The following is a 21,136-nucleotide window of genomic DNA, read 5'->3' on the forward strand; positions in this document are numbered from 1 at the left end:
CATGGGTTATGAGCTGGATTTCAGCGCGATTACCGCCAATCTGGGCCTGCTCCTCGAGGGGGCGGGCCTGACTTTGATGTTGACCGCGATTGCGGCCACCCTTGGCATGGCACTAAGCATCGGCGGCGCTGCTGCCCGACGATGGGGTCCAGTCTGGGCGCAGACGCTGGTGGGCGCTTATGTTGAACTGATCCGCAACACCCCCTTTATCGTGCAGTTGTTTTTCATCTTCTTCGGTCTGCCAAGCCTTGGCATCAAGCTGACCGCCTTGGCGGCGGCGGCGCTTGCAATGACTATCAATCTGACGGCTTACGGCATTGAAATCATGCGGGCGGGGTTGGAAGCCGTTCCCCCTGGCCAGCGCGAGGCGGGGCTTTCGCTGGGCCTGTCGCCGCTGTCGGTGTTTGTCTACGTCACTTTGCCGCAAGCCGTTGCTGTGGTTTATCCCGCGCTTGTCAGCCAGATCATCATCACCATGCTTGAGTCCGCCGTCGTCAGCCAGATCGCGGTGATCGACCTCACGCATGTGGCAGACCTTATCCAGTCGCGCACCTACCGCGCTTTCGAGACTTACTTCATCGTCACGTTGATTTACCTAGGTATGGCGCTTTTGTTGCGCTGTTTGTTCAACCTCGCCGGGCAGCGGTATTTTGCGGGGCAACGCGGATGATCACCCTATCCCTAAGCGATATTCTCCCCTACCTGCTACTCGCTGCCCGCTGGACGCTGCTGTTATCGTTCATTGCCTTTGTTGGGGGCGGTATCGGTGCAACCTTGCTGCTGCTTTGGCGCTATGGTGCGCCAAAAGTTGGCGGTCGGGCGACCACGGTCTATATTCAACTGCTACAGGGCACTCCGTTGTTGCTGCAACTGTTTTTGGTGTTCTTCGGCTTGCCGTTGCTAGGGATCGAAGTCTCGCCCTTGTTCGCCGCGAGCATCGCGCTGACGCTGTATGCCAGCGCATTTCTGGCCGAGATCTGGCGCGGCTGCGTAGATGCCGTCCCTCGCGGACAATGGGACGCCAGCGCCAGTCTGGGAATGAGTTTCACCATACGGATGCGCTATGTAATCTTGCCGCAGGCGTTGAAGATCGCGATTCCGCCGACTGTGGGCTTTCTGGTGCAACTGGTAAAAAGCACAGCGCTTGCGTCGATTGTGGGCTTTGAAGAGTTGACCAGATCAGGCCAGATCGTCGCCAACGCCACCTTCAAGCCGCTGATCATATACGGCCTTGTCGCGCTGATTTATTTTGCCATCTGCTACCCGCTGACGCTTGGTTCCCGTGTGATGGAACGTCGGTTGCGGGTCACGCGTTAACCGGAGTTCCAGCATGGCCAGCCCAAACGAAACGATGATAGAACTGCGGCATGTCGACAAATGGTATGGTGAATTTCAAGTTCTGAAAGACATCTCACTGACTGTTGCCAAGGGCGAGCGCGTCGTGATCTGCGGCCCGTCCGGGTCGGGAAAGTCTACCGTTATCCGCTGCATCAACCGTCTCGAGGAACATCAAAAGGGGCAGATTTTTGTCGAAGGCGTGGAATTGACGCCCGATAGCAAGAACATCGACCTTGTGCGACGCGAAGTGGGCATGGTATTTCAGCAGTTCAATCTTTTCCCGCATCTGAGCATTCTCGACAACCTGACGCTCGCGCCGCGCCGGGTGCGTAAGCAGTCTCGCGCGGAAGCCGAAGAGCGCGCTATGATTTATTTGAAACGCGTGCGGATTGCCGAGCAGGCCGATAAATTTCCCAACCAGCTTTCCGGTGGCCAGCAGCAGCGCGTCGCCATCGCCCGCGCCTTGTGCATGGAGCCTCAGATCATGCTGTTTGACGAGCCGACATCAGCGCTTGATCCCGAGATGATCAAAGAGGTGCTGGATGTGATGGTTGAATTGGCCGAAGAGCATATGACGATGATCTGCGTGACCCATGAGATGGGGTTTGCCAAGACAGTTGCCGACAAGGTCATTTTTATGGACCACGGCCAGATAGTGGAAATCGCGCCGCCCGGTGAGTTCTTTTCGGCCCCAAAGAACGAGCGGACGCAAATGTTTCTGAGTCAGGTTCTTAAGCATTAATATGCGCCGCGCGCGCCGTACCAGCATCAGCTGTGATATTTATCCAGCACAAAAGACACTGGCTGGTGCGATATCCGGGTGTAACGGCCAGTTCCGCAAAGCGCAACGCACCGACACGCGCGTTGGAGGCTTCATTGTCAACAAGATCAACGCAGGATAGAATCGTTGAAATTACGTTACTCCATACTTAACACTTTTTAAGTGAACCTTGGAGCACCGATGAACCCACGGCAAAACCAACCGATGCCTCGCGGCGATGAGACGGAAACTGTCCGTATCATGTCCGAGCGGTTGCGCCGCTTGCGCAAAGCCAATGGGCTTTCATTGCGGCAACTCGCGGATGCGACGGGAACCTCGGCAAGCTTTCTGAGTCAATTGGAACGCGGTTTAAGCGGTGCCAGCACCTCGACACTCATCCGCATCGCCAATTGTTTCGGGACAAGTATTTCGGAGCTTTTTTCAAGCCCGGAGAGCGGGCAAGACCCTGTCCTACGGCGGCAATTGCGCCCAAGCTTGCCTGTGATGAATGGTCAGCGCAAAATGCTATTGTCGCGCCGCCCGCTGACCCATTTCGAGACATATATCGCCGAGTTCGACATCGGTGGATCCAGCGGAGACGACGCCTATACGCATGGCGACAGCCAAGAAATGATTTTGGTATTGCGCGGTCAGGTCGAGTTGGATCTCGGCGGCGAAAGCCATGTCTTGGACGAAGGCGATAGCGTGGAATACGCAACATCAGTGCCGCACCGGGTCATAAACATCGGAGATGGCCCCGCAGAAGTGCTGTTTATGATCTCTCCGCCTACATCAACGGGCACTTATCTAAGCGAATTTCGCAATAAGCCAAGACCAATCGCCTGACATCGAAACCGACCTTACGAAACTGAAGTCAACTAGGGAGCAGCACGAAATGAAATACACCATAACCCTGAGTCTCGTCACGGCCGCCGCCGTCTGTATGGGGAGCGTCGCCTTCGCTGAAGGCCCTGTTGCGGGTGAAACCGCAGAAGGCTCTCTGGCTGGCAAAACCCTTACCTTCGTCTCTTACGGCGGGATATTCCAAGACGGACAGCTCAAATCACTCGAGGATTTTGTTGCAAAATCTGGTGTGACGCTTCTCTCGGATGGGCCGACCGAAAACGCTAAAATCCAAGCCCAAGTTGAAGCAAAGAACGTGATGTGGGATGTGGTCGACACGGGCGACTTTACCCCCTTCGTGCATTGCGGCACGCTTTTCCAGAAACTCGACTTTACCAAGATCGACATTTCGAAAGTCCCGCCGGGTCAAGTGGGCGAATGCAGCGTTCCAGCCATGAACTATGCCGTGATGTTCCTGTATAACAAAGACAAGTTCAAAGATAATCCGCCAAAGAACTGGACCGACTTTTTTGACGTCGAGAAGTTTCCCGGCACGCGCGGCATTCCCGGCTATGCCGATCCTGAGGGCTATATGGTTGAGTTGGGCCTGCTTGCTGATGGCGTGCCGAAAGATCAGTTGTTTCCCGCTGACATTGACCGTGGTTTGAACAAGTGGCGCTCTATCCGTGACAATCTGGTGCCGTGGACCACCGGTGCCGAAAGCCAGCAGATGATGGAGTCCGGTGAGGCCGACATGGTTATGGTTTGGTCAGGGCGGGGTAAGGCCGCGCTGGCGAACGGGGCAAATTATGCGCCGGTCTGGCAGGATTGGATCGTGGTGAAGGATCAGATTGCTATTCCGATTGGCGTCAAAGACCCCGACGCAGCCCACGCGCTGATCAACGCCTATTTGGGCAAACATGCGCAGGAAGTGATGGCACAGGAAACGTCATACTCGCCAGTCAATATCGAGGCCCAGCCAAAAGTCGATGAGCTGACGGCGGAATTTATGACCAACACCCCGGAAAAGCAGGCGATGGCTTACAACCAAAATGTCGAGTACTGGGTCGCCAATTACGAAACGCTTAGCGCAAAATGGGCGGAATTCGTCGCGGGCAACTGATGCCCTCCGGCGCCGGGGTCAGTCAGGCCCCGGCGCTTTGCAAACGCTGACTTTGTGTCAGTGAAAGGTCATCATGCCAAGCAAACCTGCACCGCGTGTTTTGCGCGGACCACTTTATCTGACCCTGCCGGCGCTCGCCGTGCTTGTTTTGGTGATGGCGGTCCCACTTGGCGTGATCGTTCTGCGCAGCTTTATGGAACCCCAACCGGGCCTCGCAAACTATGTCTGGTTCTTCCAAACCAAAGTAAATATCACAGTGCTGCTCCGCACCTTTTCCATCGCTTTTTGGGTGACATTATGTTGCGTTCTGGCAGCATATCCCTATGCGTTTGCAATGTCGGTTGTGGGGCCCCGGTTGCGGTTGGCCATGATCATGTGCGTCTTGGTGCCGTTCTGGGTGTCGGGCGTGGTGCGCACACTGGCGTGGGTCATTCTTTTACAAGATTCCGGCGTCATCAACCGACTATTGCTGTCGATGGGCTTTGAAAAGGTGCGACTGATCCGCACCCAACTGGGCGTGACCATTGGGATGACGCAAGTGTTGCTGCCGTTCATGATAATGCCGCTTTATGCCGTGATGCGCGGTATTGATCTGAGGCTGTTGCAAGCCGCACGCAGTCTTGGCGCTCATCCTGTCAAAACGTTTCTTCAGATTTATCTGCCACTGTCGCTGCCCGGAGTCTTCGCCGGCGTGACCATCGTATTCATCTTGGCGCTTGGATTCTACATCACGCCGCTTCTGCTAGGTGGGCCGCAATCGACGATGCTCTCCACGTTGATCCAGCAACAGGTGCTGTCTTTGCTCAATTGGGGTCGTGGTGGCGCAATGGGCGTAGTGCTCTTGATCGCGACCTTTGGCATTCTTGCGATAGCGAGCCCATTTATGAAGCGGAAATATCAGATGAGCGGAGGCAGCAAATGAAATTGAATGTCCCTCGTCTGTTGCTGCGTCTGACGTGCCTGTTGATTGCGATTTGGCTGGTGGCTCCCACTCTGATCGTGATCCCAATGTCCTTCGCTGGCCAAAAATCGCTGGCATTTCCGCCAAAGGGATTTTCGCTTCAGTGGTATGAGAACTTCTTCACCAATCCGCAGTGGATCGGCAGCCTGATTGTCTCGGCCAAGGTCGCACTTATGGTAGCCGTTGTGGCAACAATCATCGGCACGATGGCCGCTATCGGGATTGAGCGAATGAAAGGAAGTGCAGCTGGCATCATCCGCGCCGTACTGATAACGCCAATGATCGTGCCGGGCGTGGTGCTGGCGGTGGGCATCTACGCGGTCTATCTGGACACCCGGCTTGTCGGCACTTGGACCGGCTATGTGCTGGCCCACACTTTGTTGGCGATCCCCTTCGTGGTCATCGCGGTCGGTGCAAACCTCGCGGTTTTCGATGCGAGACTGGAAACGGCCGCTGCGAGCCTTGGCGCCTCACGCCTGACCACATTTTTTACCATCACTCTGCCACTGATACTGCCCGGGATCCTTTCCGGTTCCCTCTTTGCCTTCGTCACCTCCTTTGATGAAGTCATCGTATCGTTGTTCATCACCAGCCCGCAGCTGAAAACACTGCCAGTTCAGATCTATTCGTCGATGACACGCGACGCCGACCCGACAGTGGCAGCAGTCGGATCACTAATTTTCCTGGCCACGTCGCTTATCATTGGGCTGGGGCTTATTTTCGGAATGCGGGGGCGCAAAGCATGACGCTTGAAACTGTGACCAAAGGTGCCGCCGTCGACATTTGTGGCGTCAGCAAAGTCTATGGCAATTTTACCGCCTTGGATAATGTGAGCCTGCGCGTGGAACCGGGAGAGTTCATGTCGTTCCTGGGCCCGTCCGGGTCCGGCAAGACCACTACGCTAAACCTGATTGCGGGCTTTACCGATTTAAATGGAGGCGAAATCCGGCTGGGCGAGCGGTCCATTGGCCATGTGCCGGCGCACAAACGAAATATCGGCGTGGTGTTCCAGCATTACGCGCTGTTTCCGCATATGAGTGTCGCGCAGAACGTCGCCTATCCTTTAAAACAGCGCCGTGTGGCCAAGGTAGATCGGGCGCGCGCAGTCGATCTCGCCTTGCAAAAGGTGCAACTGGAAAAGTTCTCGCATCGTTATCCCAGCGAGCTTTCAGGCGGCCAGCAGCAGCGTGTGGCCTTGGCCCGCGCCATGGTGTTCACCCCTTCCCTGCTATTGATGGATGAACCGCTGGGCGCGCTCGACAAAAAGCTGCGGGAGGTTTTGCAACTAGAGATCCGCCGCATCCACCGAGAACTCGGTTCAACCTTTGTGTATGTGACGCATGACCAAGAGGAGGCTCTGGTGCTGTCAGACCGGATCGCGGTGTTCAACAAGGGCCGCATCGAACAAGTTGGCAGCGGCCACCAACTTTATACCCAGCCCGAAACTTTGTTTGTAGGGCAATTTATCGGAGAAAGCTCCGTTCTGCGGGGCACGCATCGAACCCAAGGTAATGAGACCGCGCTGACTGTGGCGGGTGCCACACTCGCCGTCTCCGGTCAGGCAAAGAGCGACGCAGCCCATGTTATTCTCCTTCGCCCCGAAAACGTCAGGGTTCAGCCGAAAGGCACTGGCCGGCACGACGGGATGACCAATATCATCAGCGGCACGGTGCGTGAAATGCTCTACTTGGGCGCCGCGATGAAATACGAAGTGGGGTTGGCCGATGGCAGCCATGTAATTGCCCGTACCCCTACCCAAACCGAACCTTTCGCAATCGGTCAACCGGTAGAACTGGCGTGGAACCTCAAGGATGGCACACTTCTGGCCGATGATGGCTCGACAGCGGGCCACGAAGCGTAACCCGAGGCATGTGAGCAAGATCGGCGAAAGTTTCCTCTGGCTATGGCATCCGGGCACTAAGCGCAGATAGATACCCAAAAGAAGCGCTGTCTTCGTCACTAAATCCTTACCGCATGGCTGTATCTGCTTTCACAAAGTCATGCGACGCATTAAGCATCACAATCTTTGACATTCGGAAAAACCCATGGCGCAAAATGCCACCATTTACAAAGTTGAGCTTTCAATCTCCGACATGGATCGCCACTATTACGAGACCCATAAACTGACCGTTGCGAAACACCCGTCAGAGACGGATGAGCGGCTGATGCTGCGCATCATCGCTTTTGCCCTAAATGCCCACGAGAACTTGGAGATGACCAAGGGTCTTTCAACGGATGACGAGCCAGACATTTGGCAGAAAAGTCTGAGCGGCGAGCTTGATGTGTGGGTGGCTTTGGGTCTTCCGAGCGAAAAGGTAATGCGGCAATCCTGTAGCAAAGCCGACAAGGTTATTGTCTATCCCTACGGCGGCCGGACGGCCGAGATGTGGTGGGAAAAGATCAAAAACAACACCACGCGTTTCGAGAATCTTCAAGTGGTGAGCTTTTCCGAGAAAGACACTGACGCACTGGCGAAACTCGCAAGCCGCTCGATGAGGCTTCAGATCAATATTCAAGACGGCGATGTGATGGTCAGCGCCGACGACAGCATTGTTTACGTTACCCCACTGAAATGGAAAAGTGCTGCCTAGTTTGCGGATGTTCGCCTTGCATACGTATTTTAGTCGCCCAGTGACGCATACCGATTAGCTGTGCGCTCGCCCGGCGTAACGTACTCAGCAAAAAAACTAGCCAGTGGGTTGTTTTCGCGGCGCAGCGAGTGGCCTATTCGCTGAGGCTCGCACTGTGTTGTCCGCGCTGGGCTCTCGCCAAGCTCACCCGGCATGGCGCGCCGCTCTCAACGGCAATCAGCAGACTTGTTCGGATTCAACTCAGAAAACGCGTGTGGGCGACCATCATTGGCTTTTGACCCATCCGCGCCCCGCAGGCTTTATGCGTCAAGCTCGGCATCCCAATACAGATAATCCATCCAACTGTCGTGCAGATGGTTGGGCGGAAACCGGCGACCGTGCGCCTGCATCTCGTCTGTCGTCGGCATCCGCGGCGCTTTTGCCAGATGCAGCCCCGCTTGCTTCAACGTGCGCGAACCCTTGCGCAGATTGCAGGGTGAGCAGGCCGCCACCACGTTCTCCCAACTTGTCACCCCACCTTTCGAGCGCGGCAGCACATGGTCAAACGTCAGATCGCCTCTCGCGCTGCAATATTGGCAACAAAACCCGTCACGCAAGAAAAGATTAAAGCGCGTGAAGGCCACGCGCTTTTGGGGTTTTACAAAATCCTTCAGCACCACGACCGAAGGTATACGAAACTCTTGCCTCTGGCTGCGCACAACTTGATCGTATTCCGCGAGTATCTGCACCCGGTCCAGCACAGCCGCCTTGATCGCCTCTTGCCAAGGCCACAGAGACAACGGGTAATAACTGAGCGGCCTAAAATCCGCATTCAACACCAGCGCCGGAAAATGCTTTAGGCTCGCCGGGTCACGGGTAAACTGAGTTCTAAAGTCGCCGTCCATTCCGCAAAAGACTCCGTGTATCATCAGGTCGTCAACAGGGTGCAGTCGTCTCAAGCCCAACCATATCTGGCGATTTGCCAAGCGCAAGCCCAAGATGTACGGCACTTTGGCCGGCACATATCACAATAGAATGACATATGACCGCAGGCGCGACTCTGATCAATCTTTGAGCAATGGTAAATCGCATCAGTTGCTGACCGCTACGTTTTCTCGCCGATCAGCGGGCTTTGGCCTTCCCACAGCAACCGCGCGCCGCTATCACGCAAAAAAACTCGGAGGAACTGATGCCGCTTTCCCGTCGCGCGCTGCTGTCGCTAAGCCTCAGCGCCCTGACCCTTGCTGCCTGTGGCAGTAAGCCGTCCAAATCCGCGCTGCCTCCCGCCTCTGGCGACACGCCAGAAATGCGTGCGCTGATCAAAAAATGGGCGCGCATCCACGATATTCCGGAAAGCCTGCTGCACCGTCAAATCCGCCGTGAAAGCGGCTATAATCCAAAAGCCCGCAATGGCCCCTATTATGGCCTGCTGCAAATTCATCCGCAAACCGCGGCCACGATGGGCTATCACGGCCCAGCCGCAGGTCTGCTCGACGCTGAAACCAACCTGCACTACGCTGGCAAATACCTGCGCGGCGCGTGGCTGGTATCGCGCGGCAGCGAAGTCCGCGCGATGACGTGGTATGCAAAGGGCTATTACTATGAAGCCAAACGCATGGGCATTCTGAAAGAGACCGGGCTGAGGGGCTAAGGTCAAACTAAGGTGTTTTTGTGTGAAACACCCAAGACCCGACTAAGCAACCCGTGTATACTATCTACATTAGCGTGTGGGTGAACATGTTGCCACCTTTGGGGTTGTCGCAACCGGATAAGCACGCGGTTGAACCGAAAAGCATTGCGAAAATCACGAACGTCTTGAAAAATTTCATTGGATTTCTTTCGGTCTGGATTTCTTTCTGTCGCGCACCTGCAAATGACCTACACAGCATAGTCCCACAAATGCGACAACCTAGCACAATTTAATTTCCATCGGGCAAATGAATCGCAGATCACATCATAGGGCGAAGCTAAAATTGCGAAGCCGCTGACAATGTTTTCCGACCATGATTTTCGCCCGAAATTGCCGCCTACCACCGAAAGCGTTAATATTCCCTAAACGCGCCCCCTCAACATCCTGATAACGCATGATATTTTTACCTTCCAAGTTGGGAGCCTCAATACCATGCATCCCCCACTGAGGATTTTTTGGCCTCCACAAACTCCCGCATCCCTTGAGCAATCCCCTCATCCAAGGCGGGCGCCTCATACTCCGCCAGCCGCTTTTTCCACAGCTTGTTGGCCCGGTAAGCCGCATCATGCGACCCCGCCGCTTCCCACTTTTCAAACGGCTCATTATCGGACAAATCGCTGTCCCAGAACGCAGTTTCATAGTGCGCCATGGTGTGCGAGCAGCCAAAGAAATGATTGCCCGGCCCGACTTCGGCAAATGCCTCCACCGCCAGCTGGTCATCATCAATTTTGACACCGTCGAGATACGAGTGCAAAGCCCCGCACAGATCGGCATCCAGCATGAATTTCTCGTAACTCATGCTCAGCAACCCGTCCAGAAATCCCGCCGAATGCAGGATGAAATTCGCTCCGCAATGGATCGCCGCCATCATGCTCATGGTACCCTCCATCATCGCTTGCGCGTCGGGCAGTTTTGAGGTGGTGAAGTTTCCCGAACACCGCAGCGGCAAGCCCAACCGCCGCGCGAGCTGCCCGATCACCATCGAGCCAATCGCAGGTTCTGGTGTGCCAAATGTCGGACTTCCAGAACGCAAACTCATCGACGACAGGAAGTTCCCGAAAATAACCGGAGCACCCTTCCGCTCCAGCTGCGTCAAAGCACAACCCGCCATCGTCTCAGCCAAACTTTGCGCGATGCCGCCAGCACTCGTCACCGGTCCCATCGCGCCGCCCAAAATAAACGGCACCACCACCGCCGCCTGATTATTGCGCGCATATGCCCGCAAAGCGTTGGTCATGGTGCCGTCCCAAACCAGCGGCGAATTGACGTTGACGTTGCCCAAAATCACGCAGTTCTGGTTAACAAAGTCGCGACCAAACGCGATCCGGCTGAGTTCAATACTGTCCTCAGCCCGTTCTTCCGAAGTAACCGAGCCCATAAATGGCCGATCCGATAACATCAGATGCGCCAGCACCATATCGAGATGACGCTTGTTTACCGGAACATCGGTCGGCTCGCAAATGGTGCCGCCGGAGTGGTGAAAATTCGGGCTCGACTGCGCCAGCTTGATAAAATTGTGGAAATCCTCCAGCGTGCCAAATCTGCGCCCCCGATCCAGATCCATCACGAACGGCGAGCCATAGGCGGGCGCGAAAACCACGCTTTTTCCGCCGATCTGCACCGAATTGGCCGGGTTGCGAGCGTGCTGGGTGAACTCACGCGGCGCGGACTTCAGGATTTCACGCAGCATCCCCGGCTCAAACTTAACCAGCAGACCATCAACCTTCGCCCCTGCCCGCTTCCAATGCTCCAGCGCCACCGCATCGTCGCGAAACTCGATGCCGGTTTCGGCCAAAATCCGGTCAGCGGCGTGCTCCACCTTCAGCAGGTTTTCTTCCGACAAAATATCGTATGTCGGAATATTGCGGACGATATAGGGCCGGCCCATGCCGCTTCCCTTTTTTGACCGCTCCACTTGCCGCGCCTGCCGCCCTGATCGCACACCTTGAACTGTCATCGCTCTCTCCCCGACACCTGTGTCAAGGATGCGCCGATTGCGGTGGGGGTCGCGGTCAACTCCGACTGTTGAAGGTCAGTTTCCGCCGCATTACAGCGGAAACCGACATTTCGGGCTTAGGTGATCACGTCTGGGGTGACCCGCCCGGTATAGTTTTCGATCTTCGCCAGCGTGTGCGCCGCGCGGATCACCGGGGCGAGCGCATCTTGTGGGTCAAGATCAAGACCCTCCGGCCCCGCCGCGTAGCGCTCCAGATACAGTCGCAGGGTAGCGCCCTCGGTGCCAGTGCCAGACAGACGCAGCACGATACGGCTGCCGTCTTCGAACAAAATCCGCACGCCTTGGGCCTTCGAGATCGAGCCATCAACCGGGTCGGTATAGGCGAAATCATCCGCCGCTTGCACGGTCAGACCTTCGAGCGTTTGTCCCGGAAGAGTTGCCAATGACCCGCGCAGCGCGGCCATCATCGCATCGGCCTTGTTGCTGGCAATCGCCTCAAAATCGTGGCGGCTGTAGTAGTTGCGGCCAAACTTGGCCCAATGCTCGGCCAAAATCGCCGCCACCGACTGCTTGCGCACCGCCAAGATGTTCAGCCACAGCAATATCGCCCACAACCCGTCCTTCTCGCGCACATGATCGGAGCCGGTGCCGAAACTTTCCTCACCGCAGATCGTTGCGCGACCGGCATCGAGCAGATTGCCGAAGAACTTCCATCCCGTTGGTGTCTCGTAACTTTCGATCCCCAGCGAGACCGCCACGCGGTCTGCCGCGGCCGATGTCGGCATCGAACGCGCAATGCCCTTAAGCCCCGCCGCATAGCCGGGTGCGAGATGCGCGTTGGCTGCCAGCACCGCAAGGCTGTCAGATGGCGAGACATAAGCCCCTGCCCCCACAACCATATTGCGGTCACCGTCACCATCGCTCGCCGCACCAAAATCTGGAGAATTAGCGCCGAACATCTCATCCATCAACGCCTTCGCCCAAGTTGGGTTCGGGTCGGGATGCATGCCACCGAAATCCGGCAAGGGCGTCGCATTAACACAAGTGCCCGACGCCGCACCGAGGCGTTTTTCTAAGATTTCAACTGCATAAGGTCCGGTTACGGCGCACATACTGTCCATCCGCATCCGAAAGCCGCCCTTGAACAACGCTGCAATCGCTGGAAAATCGAACAGGCTTTCCATCAGCGTGGCATAATTCGCCACCGGATCAACTACATCGACAATCATATCGCCAACCGAGGTGCGGCCAATCTTGCCAAGGTCAATGTCAGCGGTTTCCAAGATATGATACTCGGAAATATCCGTCGTACGCTTGTACATCGCCTCAGTGACGCTCTCAGGCGCAGGCCCACCGTTTGATATGTTGAACTTGACGCCAAAATCCTCGGTCGGCCCGCCGGGATTGTGCGAGGCAGACATGATGATGCCGCCGTCGGTCTTGTTCAGCCGAATCAAATGACTTGCGGCCGGGGTAGAGAGAATCGCGCCCTGCCCGATGATCACCCGCGCCGCACCATTCGCCGCTGCCATGCGCAAAATGATCTGCGCCGCAGTATCGTTGAAATAGCGTCCATCGCCGCCCAGCACGAATGTCTTGCCCGCAGCACCCACGACATCGAAAATCGCCTGCACGAAATTCTCAAGGTAATGCTCGCCCATGAAAATTGGCGTTTTTTTGCGCAAGCCGCTGGTTCCGGGTTTTTGGCCGGCGATGGGCTGAGTTGAAATGATGGTCATGTGGCACCTCTTGCGCGCAGGGGTTCAAAAACAAAGACGGATTGCGGCGGTATTTCCAGCCGCTTGCTGTGAAGCTCGGGGGGCAGATCGGGTCTCGTGCTGTCCAATATCAGCAGCCATTCTGTCGCGGTATCGGGCAGACGTAAAGCTGATGTTCCCCCGCCATTAAACACGAGGTATAGCGCATCCGTTTGGTCCGGGCCTTCTGCGGCCATGCGCAACTCCAGCCCAATGCAACGGAAACTCGGGTCGTTCCAATCGTTCGGCGTCAAGATCGCGGCATCGCCTCTGCGCCATATCGCATCCGGCAGACCATCCGAAAGCCTGTTGCGAGCGTGTAGAAAGCCGTTCTGCCGGAGCACCGGGTGGGCTTTGCGCAATGCGATCAATTTAGCCACGAAAGCCACAAGATCGGTATCCGCCGAAGCCCAGTCGATCCGCGTCAGATCATTGTCTTGAGCGTAGGCGTTGTTGTTGCCTCCCTGACTGTGACCCAACTCGTCACCCGCAAGAAGCATCGGCGTGCCTTGTGACAACATCAACGTCGCAAGCAGGTTGCGCTTTCGCAAATCACGCGCATCGCGGATCAGCGGATCAGGGCTCGGCCCCTCAACCCCCATATTATCGGCGTGATTGTCATCGTGGCCGTCGCGGTTATCCTCACCATTGGCGAGGTTGCGCTTGATGGTGTAGCTGACCAAATCTTCCAGCGTAAATCCGTCATGCGAGGTGATGAAGTTGACCGACGCCGTCGCCGGTCGCCGCGAATGATCAAACTTATCCGCCGAACCCATCAGGCGGCGCGAAAACTCCGGCCCCAGCCCTGCATCATTGCGCCAAAACCGCCGCACGCCGTCGCGGTATTTGTCGTTCCATTCCGAAAACGGTGGAGGATATGCGCCGAGTTGATAGCCGCCCGGCCCAAGATCCCAAGGCTCTGCGATCAGTTTGACCCGCGCCAGAACCGGGTCTTGCCGGATTGCATCAAAGAAACCGCCCTGCGGATCGAAGCCGTTCGGCTCGCGGCCCAGCACGGTTGCAAGATCAAAGCGGAAGCCGTCAATATGGACCTCTTGCACCCAATAGCGCAACGAATCCATCACCATACGCAGAACCGCCGGGTTGGTAAGATCAAGCGTATTGCCGGTTCCGGCATCATTGGCATAGTGGCGGCCGCCTTGGATCAGACGGTAATAACTAAGATTGTCCAAGCCGCGGAACGAAAGCGTTGGCCCCCATGCGTCGCCCTCTCCGGTGTGATTGTAGACCACGTCCAGCACCACCTCGAGCCCCGCCGCATGTAGCGCTTTCACCATCGACTGGATCTCGCGCAAAGGTGTCGCGCCGCCGTAGCGGGGTTCTGGCGCGAAATATCCCATGGTTTGATAGCCCCAATGGTTACGCAAGCCCTTCGCCACCAAAAAGCGGTCGTCGAAATAGGCTTGTACCGGCAGCAGTTCAACCGTGGTGACACCCAACCGCTTGAAATGCTCTATCATCACCGGATGTGCCAAACCGGCATAGGTACCGCGCAGCGGCTGCGGAATACCAGGATGCCGCATCGTCAGCGCTTTGACATGCGCCTCATAAATCACCGTATCGGCCATTGGCACCAGCGGTGGGCGGTCATTTCCCCAGTGAAACCCGGGGTCAACCACCACCGATTTTGGCACCGCAAACGCACTGTCCCGCGGGTCAAACGAGCCATCTCCCCGAGACGCCCCGACTTTATAGCCCATCACCGCATCCGACCAGCGCAAGCGCCCAGCCAGACCGCGCGCGTAAGGATCAATCAGCAGCTTGTGCGGATTAAACCTCTGGCCTTCGTCCGGGGCGTAAGGCCCATAGGCCCGCAAACCATAAAGCTGGCCGGCCACCAGACCTGCGACATGCAGATGCCAAACATCGCCATCACGATCGGCAAATGCCAGGCGCGCTTCCTCGCGTCGGCCATCGGGCGAATAGAGGCATAGCTCTAGCGCCGTCGCATGAGCTGAGAAAACTGCGAAGTTCACCCCATCGTCCGTAAGGGTCGCCCCCATCGGCCAAGGCCGCCCGCGCGACGTCGCATAAGTCAAAAGGCTCACGCCAGCATGTCCGCGTAAAGCTTTGCGTAAGCGGCGGCCGACGCTTGCCAGCCAACGGACTGCTTCATGGCGTTCTTCTGCATCTGCGTCCAAACCGGCTTGTTGGCGAAAAGCTTCACCAACTGCCGCAGGGCTTGACCAAAGGCTGTCGCATCGACCGGGTGGAACACAATCCCCGTTGCCACGCCCGCGCTTATGGCTGCCGGGCTCGCGTTGATCACCGTATCAGCGAGCCCCCCCACCAATGACACCAGCGGCACCGTGCCATAGGCCAGCCCGTACATTTGGGTCAAGCCACACGGCTCAAATCGGCTTGGCACCAGCACGGCGTCACCAGCGGCAAACAGACGATGGCTGAACGTCTCATCATAGCCGATCCGCACCGACACTCTGTTCGGGAACCGGGCTTCCAGCCGACGCATCGCGGCTTCCATCAAAGCATCACCAGAGCCCAGAATAGCCAGCCCACCACCAGCAGCAACAAACTCGGGAATGCAGATTTCTAACAGATCAATGCCTTTCTGATCGGTCAACCGGCTCACCAGCACAGCAAGCGGCCCCGGCACATCTAACCCCATCTCGGCACAAAATGCCGCGCGATTGGCGGCTTTACCCTTCAGCGACTTCGCAGTGTAAGGCACGGGCTCAACCGCAGGCGACCAGACGTCCGTGTCCACGCCATTCAGGATGCCCGTCACTGCGCCCGCGCGCTGCGCAAGCACCCCCTCCATCCCCATGCCGAACTCTGGCCGCATCAACTCGGCAGCATAGTTGGGCGACACGGTGGTGATCCGGTCGGCATAGACCAGCCCGGCTTTCAGACTGGACAACCCGCCATAATATTCCAACGCTCCGGGGTAAAACTGATCAAACGGCAACCGCAAATCCGCCAAAGCCTGCGCCGGAGCCCAGCCTTGAAACGCGATGTTGTGTACGGTCATAACCGACGCTACGCCCCCCGTGCCGCCATAGCTCAGATAGGCCGGAGTGAATCCCGCCTGCCAGTCATGCGCATGCAAAATATCCGGCTTCCAGCCGTCGATGCCATCCCGCGCCAAGCGCGCCGCCACCCAGGACAAAGCCGCAAACCGCCGCGCATTGTCGAACCAATCGCCACCCGGGCCAGCATAAGGCCCACCCTCACGGTCATAAAGATGCGGCGCGTCCAGCAGCATCACTTGCAGACCGTCAAGATCACCAGCCATCACTCGACCGTCGCCGCCAAACAGATTTGGCTCAAACCAAACCTCATCGAGTTCATTAAGACGTGGCCGCAACGCCCTGTAAGCTGGCATTAAAACCCGCATATCCCAGCCGACCTTGGCCAAAGCGCCGGGCAAAGCCCCTACCACATCCGCCAACCCGCCGGTCTTGATCAGCGGAACACATTCTGATGCGACCGACAGCACCCGCCCGCGCGTTTCAACCGGAGTCTGCATGGTCATCCTCTGTGCTCAAATATCCTCGGGTGGGGTCTGAGGAAGGCAGATGGCCCACCCCAGCTTTCAACCCGCTTACCCCTTGTCAGGACAACGCCCGCGCGCGCGCGTCAAGCATATCTTGCGTGATCAGCACGATACCACTCTCAGTGCGGCGGAACCACTTCGCATCCAACTCGGGATCTTGCCCCACCACCAATCCATCAGGAATAATCACCCCACGGTCGATGACGCAGTTTTTCAGCTCGGAATTGCGATTGACCACCACTTGCGGAAGCGCCACGACATAATCGAGCGTGCTGAACGAATGGGTGCGACAGCCGGTGAACAGCAGCGAGTTGCGCACTTCCGACCCCGAGACGATACAATCGCCCGACACCAGCGACGAAACCGCCATGCCGCGACGGGTTTCCTCGTCATGGATGAACTTGGCAGGCGGCAAAATTTCCGAATACGTCCAGATCGGCCAGCTTTGATCGTAGATATCCAGCTTGGGGATGAAATCGGTGAGATCGATATTAGCCTGCCAGAACGCATCAATCGTCCCGACATCGCGCCAGTAAGGCTCGGTCTCCAACCCGGATTTTACGCAAGAATCCGCAAATTTATGCGCCACGGCCTTACCGTTTTTCACAATGTCCGGGATCAGGTCATTGCCAAAATCGTGGCTGGAATTGTCATCCGCCATATCGCGGATCAGCAAATCGCGCAGGAAATCCCAATCGAAGATGTAAATCCCCATTGAGGCCAAAGCATTGTCCGGGTCGCCGGGAATAGACGGCGGATCGGCGGGTTTTTCAAGGAACGAAGTGATCCGCATATCCTGGTCCACATGCATCACGCCAAAGGCCACAGCCTGCATCCGCGGCACGGTCAGACAGCCGATGGTAACATCTGCACCGCTGTCGACATGCTGCTGCAACATCACCTCGTAATCCATCTTGTAGATGTGGTCACCCGCCAGCACGACAATGTATTTCACACCATAAGAATCAACGATATCAATATTTTGCGCCACAGCATCCGCAGTGCCGAGATACCACTTGTTCTCTGCCACACGCTGCGAAGCAGGCAGAATGTCTAGATACTCGTTGCGTTCTGCCCGGAAGAACCCCCAACCGCGCTGCATATGACGGATCAAACTGTGCGCTTTATACTGCGTGGCAATCGCCATTTTGCGGATGCCGGAATTCAGCGCATTCGAAAGAGCAAAGTCAATAATCCGGGTTTTGCCGCCAAAATAAACTGCGGGCTTGGCACGACGATCTGTCAATTCCTTCAGCCTGCTGCCCCGGCCGCCAGCCAGAACAAAAGCCATAGCCTGCGATGACAAACGGGCGTTGGGTCTTGGTTGCATGGTAGTCCTCCCTTTACGCGGATCAAAGCCCGCTTATCCCTTGATATCAGCCTGCTTCAGCCAGACCGCCGACAATGGCGGCAGATTGACCGAGGCCGAGTGCGGGCGACCGTGATGCGGGATCGCCTCTGCCATCACGCCGCCAAGATTGCCGCGATTGCCTCCTCCGTAAACCGCCGCATCGGTGTTCAATATCTCGCTCCATCTCCCGCCAGCAGGCAGGCCAACCCGGTAGGCCCGATCGACCGGAGTCATATTGACCAGCGCCACCACCATCGGATCACCCGCGCCGCCCTTACGCAGCCAAGCATAAACTCCGGCCTCGGCATCGTTGCTTTCAATCCACTCAAACCCCTCAGGCCGCGTATCATTGATGTGCAAAGCCGGCACATCGCGGTAAGTTTTATTCAAATCGCGCACTAGATTTTGCATCCCCTGATGCGCCGGGATTTTAAGCTGATGCCAATCAAGCGATTGATTGTGGTTCCATTCCCTGCCTTGGGCAAATTCGCAGCCCATGAACAACAACTTCTTGCCGGGATGTGCCCACATGAAACCATAATACGCGCGCAAATTGGCGAATTTCTGGTTCCCGTCGCCGGGCATCTTCTCAAGCATCGAGCCTTTGCCATGTACTACTTCATCGTGGCTGATCGGCAGGATGTAATTCTCCGACCACGCGTAGTGCAGCCCGAAGGTCATCTGGTGATGATGGAAGCGGCGGTAAATCGGGTCTTTGTGCATGTAAGACAATGTGTCGTTCATCCAGCCCATGTTCCACTTAAAGCCGAAACCAAGCCCACCGTGGTTCACTGGCCTTGAGACGCCCGCGAAAGCCGTGCTTTCCTCCGCCACAGTCATCACACCACCCACTTCGCCGTAAGCCGTGATATTCATGCTTTGCAGAACAGCGATCGCTTCGTAATTCTCGCGCCCGCCATCTTTGTTCGGGACCCACTGCCCCGCCTCGCGGCTGTAATCGCGGTATAGCATAGAGGCCACAGCATCGACCCGCAGCCCGTCCATGTGGTATTCTTCCAACCAATACAGCGCGTTAGACACAAGGTAGTTAGAAACCTCTACCCGGCCATAGTTATAGATCAGGGTGTTCCAATCTTGATGAAACCCCTCGCGGGGGTCTTGATGTTCATAAAGCGCCGTGCCGTCAAATCGCCCAAGCCCATGCGCATCGGTCGGAAAATGCCCCGGCACCCAGTCGAGCAAAACCCCGATGCCGCGATTATGCGCCGCATTCATGAAGGCGCGAAACTCATTCGGCGTGCCGTGGCGGATGGTCGGCGCGAACAGACCGACGGGCTGATAACCCCATGATCCATCGAAGGGATACTCGGAAATCGGCATCAACTCGATATGGGTAAAGCCCATGTCCGCGACGTAATCGACCAGCTGCTCGGCCAACTCGGTGTAAGACAGCATCCGATCACCCGGAGCACGCTTCCACGACCCAAGATGCACTTCGTAGACCGAGATCGGCGCGTCAATCGTCTGCTTCGCACCGCGAGAGGCCATCCAATCTGCGTCATTCCAAGTCGGATTCTCAATCTGCCGCACAACGCTGGCGTTTTTCGGCGCGTGTTCCGAGCCAAAGCCAACCGGATCGGCTTTCAGCGGCAACAATGCCCCACCTGCGCCGCGAATCTCGTATTTATACGCCTCACCCTCGCCAATAGCGGGCAAAAACGTCTCCCAAACACCCGTACCGCCGCGACGCCGCATCGGATGACGACGACCGTCCCATTGATTGAAATTGCCAACCACCGAGACGCGCTCAGCGTTCGGTGCCCAGACCGCAAAATGCGTGCCCAAAACGCCCTCATGCGTGATCACATGCGCGCCCAGCACTTGCCACAGCCGTTTATGGCTGCCTTCACCCAACAAGTACTCATCCAACTCGCCAAGCACCGGACCAAAGGCAAACGGATCCTCGGCTTCCCACTCAGCACCATGACCTTGCCAGCGCAGACGGTACTCAGACTTCCGCGCAAGTTCGGCGGCAAAGAGCCCGCGCGCGCCTTGCACTGGCTTTGCTTCCACCGGTTTTCCGACTTTCCCCGGCAACACGAACATCCGTTCAGCGCCGGGGTCAAACCCCAGCACCACCCATTTACCACCACGCTTGTGCAGCCCTAAAACCGAAAACGGATCGCCATGACTCCCCTCCGCTATCGCTTGAGCGGCCTGAGGTTCAATTAACAGATCTGTCATGGCAACCTCTTGATATTAAAGCGCAGATGGGATCGTCCAGACATCTTTCATATAGCTGCGGATCGTCCGATCCGAACTGAAAAACCCTGAGCGCGCAGTGTTCAACGCCGCCATTTTAATCCAAGCCTGACGATCCGCATAGGCGGCATCCACCAGACCCTGCGCGACGTCATACGAATCGAAATCCGCCGCGACGAGGAAGTAGTCATGGTGCCAAACCCGATGCACCAGCCCATGATAACGGTCTTTTTGATCGGCGCTGAACTGACCCTCGGCAATCGCTTGCAGCACCTGCTGCAACGCCGGACTTGCATCAATCGCCTTGCGGGACTGTTCCTCATCTTCGCGCCGCTTCATCGCCTCATCGGTGGTCAGGCCGAACAAGAAGAAGTTATCCGCGCCCACCTCTTGCAATATCTCAACATTCGCGCCGTCGAGCGTGCCAATCGTCGGCGCGCCGTTCATCATAAATTTCATGTTTCCAGTGCCGGACGCCTCTTTACCCGCCGTAGAAATCTGCTCGGAAAGATCGGCCGCCGGAACCAAACGCTCGGCCATGCTGACGTTGTAATTGGCGGGATAGATCACTTTCAGCAAATCACCAACTTCTGTGTCCGCATTAATAACCTGCGCCACATCGTTGATAAGGTGGATAATTTCCTTAGCCACCGCATAACCCGGAGCCGACTTGCCACCAAAGATCTTCACCCGAGGCACCCATGCCGCGGTCGGATTGGCCTTGATCCGCTGATAATGCGCGATGGTTTGCAGAATGTTAAGCAGCTGGCGTTTGTATTCGTGAATACGCTTAACCTGCACGTCAAACAGCGCATCCGGCGAGACTTTCACGCCACATTCCTGCGCAATCCAACCCTCAAGCGCTACCTTATTGGCGCGCTTTGCCGCGTCAAAGGCAGTGCGGAACCCGGAGTCTTCAACCAACGGCTCCAGCCCTTTCAGCCGATCAAGATCATCCTCCCAACCAGCGCCAATCGAGTCCGTGATAAGCGTTGAGAGCGGGCGGTTGCACATTTTCAGCCAACGAC

General features: G+C 56.7%; 18 protein-coding genes. 10 read left to right on the forward strand and 8 right to left on the reverse strand.

From position 1 onward, the window contains the following. The first annotated feature begins 1 nt into the window (after position 1). From JWS10_RS14540 to JWS10_RS14580, 9 genes are all read left to right on the forward strand, one after another. Positions 2-670 carry an amino acid ABC transporter permease gene (locus JWS10_RS14540; protein ID WP_299508572.1) on the forward strand — a complete coding sequence of 223 codons (669 nt, stop codon included), beginning with the start codon at positions 2-4 and terminating at the stop codon, positions 668-670. After that, the gene (locus tag JWS10_RS14545) at positions 667-1,317 is read left to right on the forward strand and encodes an amino acid ABC transporter permease (RefSeq protein WP_299508574.1); all 651 of its coding nucleotides are present in this window, start codon (positions 667-669) and stop codon (positions 1,315-1,317) included. Before JWS10_RS14540 ends, JWS10_RS14545 begins: the two co-directional genes overlap by 4 nt. 13 nt (positions 1,318-1,330) lie before the next feature. Then, positions 1,331-2,080 (forward strand): amino acid ABC transporter ATP-binding protein, encoded by a 750-nt coding sequence (locus tag JWS10_RS14550; RefSeq protein ID WP_299508576.1) that lies wholly within the window; start codon positions 1,331-1,333, stop codon positions 2,078-2,080. A gap of 279 nt (positions 2,081-2,359) precedes the next feature. Next, positions 2,360-2,944, forward strand: a complete 585-nt coding sequence (locus JWS10_RS14555) for an XRE family transcriptional regulator (RefSeq protein WP_299480684.1) — start codon at positions 2,360-2,362, stop codon at positions 2,942-2,944. Between the two features lie 49 nt (positions 2,945-2,993). After that, positions 2,994-4,064 carry an extracellular solute-binding protein gene (locus tag JWS10_RS14560; protein WP_299508578.1) on the forward strand — a complete coding sequence of 357 codons (1,071 nt, stop codon included), beginning with the start codon at positions 2,994-2,996 and terminating at the stop codon, positions 4,062-4,064. 73 nt (positions 4,065-4,137) lie between these two features. Next, positions 4,138-4,986 carry an ABC transporter permease gene (locus JWS10_RS14565; RefSeq protein ID WP_299508580.1) on the forward strand — a complete coding sequence of 283 codons (849 nt, stop codon included), beginning with the start codon at positions 4,138-4,140 and terminating at the stop codon, positions 4,984-4,986. Further along, positions 4,983-5,771 carry an ABC transporter permease gene (locus JWS10_RS14570; RefSeq protein WP_299508582.1) on the forward strand — a complete coding sequence of 263 codons (789 nt, stop codon included), beginning with the start codon at positions 4,983-4,985 and terminating at the stop codon, positions 5,769-5,771. Before JWS10_RS14565 ends, JWS10_RS14570 begins: the two co-directional genes overlap by 4 nt. Then, positions 5,768-6,886, forward strand: a complete 1,119-nt coding sequence (locus JWS10_RS14575) for an ABC transporter ATP-binding protein (RefSeq protein ID WP_299508584.1) — start codon at positions 5,768-5,770, stop codon at positions 6,884-6,886. Before JWS10_RS14570 ends, JWS10_RS14575 begins: the two co-directional genes overlap by 4 nt. 184 nt (positions 6,887-7,070) lie before the next feature. Next, a complete protein-coding gene (locus tag JWS10_RS14580; RefSeq protein WP_299482295.1) occupies positions 7,071-7,616 on the forward strand; it encodes a YaeQ family protein in 546 nt (181 codons plus the stop codon). A 299-nt stretch (positions 7,617-7,915) separates the two neighbouring features. On the opposite strand, the gene JWS10_RS14585 is transcribed toward JWS10_RS14580, so the two are convergent. Beyond that, the gene (locus tag JWS10_RS14585) at positions 7,916-8,500 is read right to left on the reverse strand and encodes an HNH endonuclease (RefSeq protein ID WP_299482322.1); all 585 of its coding nucleotides are present in this window, start codon (positions 8,498-8,500) and stop codon (positions 7,916-7,918) included. A 284-nt stretch (positions 8,501-8,784) separates the two neighbouring features. Here JWS10_RS14585 and JWS10_RS14590 point away from each other — a divergent pair, with 284 nt between their 5' ends. Beyond that, the gene (locus tag JWS10_RS14590) at positions 8,785-9,246 is read left to right on the forward strand and encodes a lytic transglycosylase domain-containing protein (protein ID WP_299508586.1); all 462 of its coding nucleotides are present in this window, start codon (positions 8,785-8,787) and stop codon (positions 9,244-9,246) included. A gap of 463 nt (positions 9,247-9,709) precedes the next feature. Here JWS10_RS14590 and JWS10_RS14595 read toward each other — a convergent pair whose 3' ends face one another. The 7 genes from JWS10_RS14595 to JWS10_RS14625 all read right to left on the reverse strand — a co-directional run. Continuing rightward, positions 9,710-11,242 carry a trimethylamine methyltransferase family protein gene (locus JWS10_RS14595; protein WP_299508588.1) on the reverse strand — a complete coding sequence of 511 codons (1,533 nt, stop codon included), beginning with the start codon at positions 11,240-11,242 and terminating at the stop codon, positions 9,710-9,712. Between the two features lie 116 nt (positions 11,243-11,358). Continuing rightward, a complete protein-coding gene (locus JWS10_RS14600; protein WP_299508590.1) occupies positions 11,359-12,981 on the reverse strand; it encodes an alpha-D-glucose phosphate-specific phosphoglucomutase in 1,623 nt (540 codons plus the stop codon). Beyond that, complete coding sequence (gene glgX, locus JWS10_RS14605) at positions 12,978-15,068, reverse strand: glycogen debranching protein GlgX (protein ID WP_299508592.1); 2,091 nt, start codon at positions 15,066-15,068, stop codon at positions 12,978-12,980. Before glgX ends, JWS10_RS14600 begins: the two co-directional genes overlap by 4 nt. After that, positions 15,065-16,507: a glycogen synthase GlgA gene (gene glgA / locus JWS10_RS14610; protein WP_299508594.1), complete on the reverse strand. Its 1,443-nt coding sequence runs from the start codon at positions 16,505-16,507 to the stop codon at positions 15,065-15,067. Before glgA ends, glgX begins: the two co-directional genes overlap by 4 nt. An 85-nt stretch (positions 16,508-16,592) precedes the next feature. Continuing rightward, positions 16,593-17,864 carry a glucose-1-phosphate adenylyltransferase gene (gene glgC, locus JWS10_RS14615; RefSeq protein ID WP_299508596.1) on the reverse strand — a complete coding sequence of 424 codons (1,272 nt, stop codon included), beginning with the start codon at positions 17,862-17,864 and terminating at the stop codon, positions 16,593-16,595. A 33-nt stretch (positions 17,865-17,897) separates the two neighbouring features. Next, positions 17,898-20,090: a 1,4-alpha-glucan branching protein GlgB gene (gene glgB / locus JWS10_RS14620; protein WP_299508598.1), complete on the reverse strand. Its 2,193-nt coding sequence runs from the start codon at positions 20,088-20,090 to the stop codon at positions 17,898-17,900. A 15-nt stretch (positions 20,091-20,105) separates the two neighbouring features. Continuing rightward, the coding region (locus tag JWS10_RS14625; RefSeq protein ID WP_299508600.1) for a glycogen/starch/alpha-glucan phosphorylase at positions 20,106-21,136 on the reverse strand (1,031 nt) is incomplete at its 5' end.

It is taken from the genome of Cypionkella sp. (assembly GCF_028290025.1).
Taxonomy (GTDB): domain Bacteria; phylum Pseudomonadota; class Alphaproteobacteria; order Rhodobacterales; family Rhodobacteraceae; genus Cypionkella.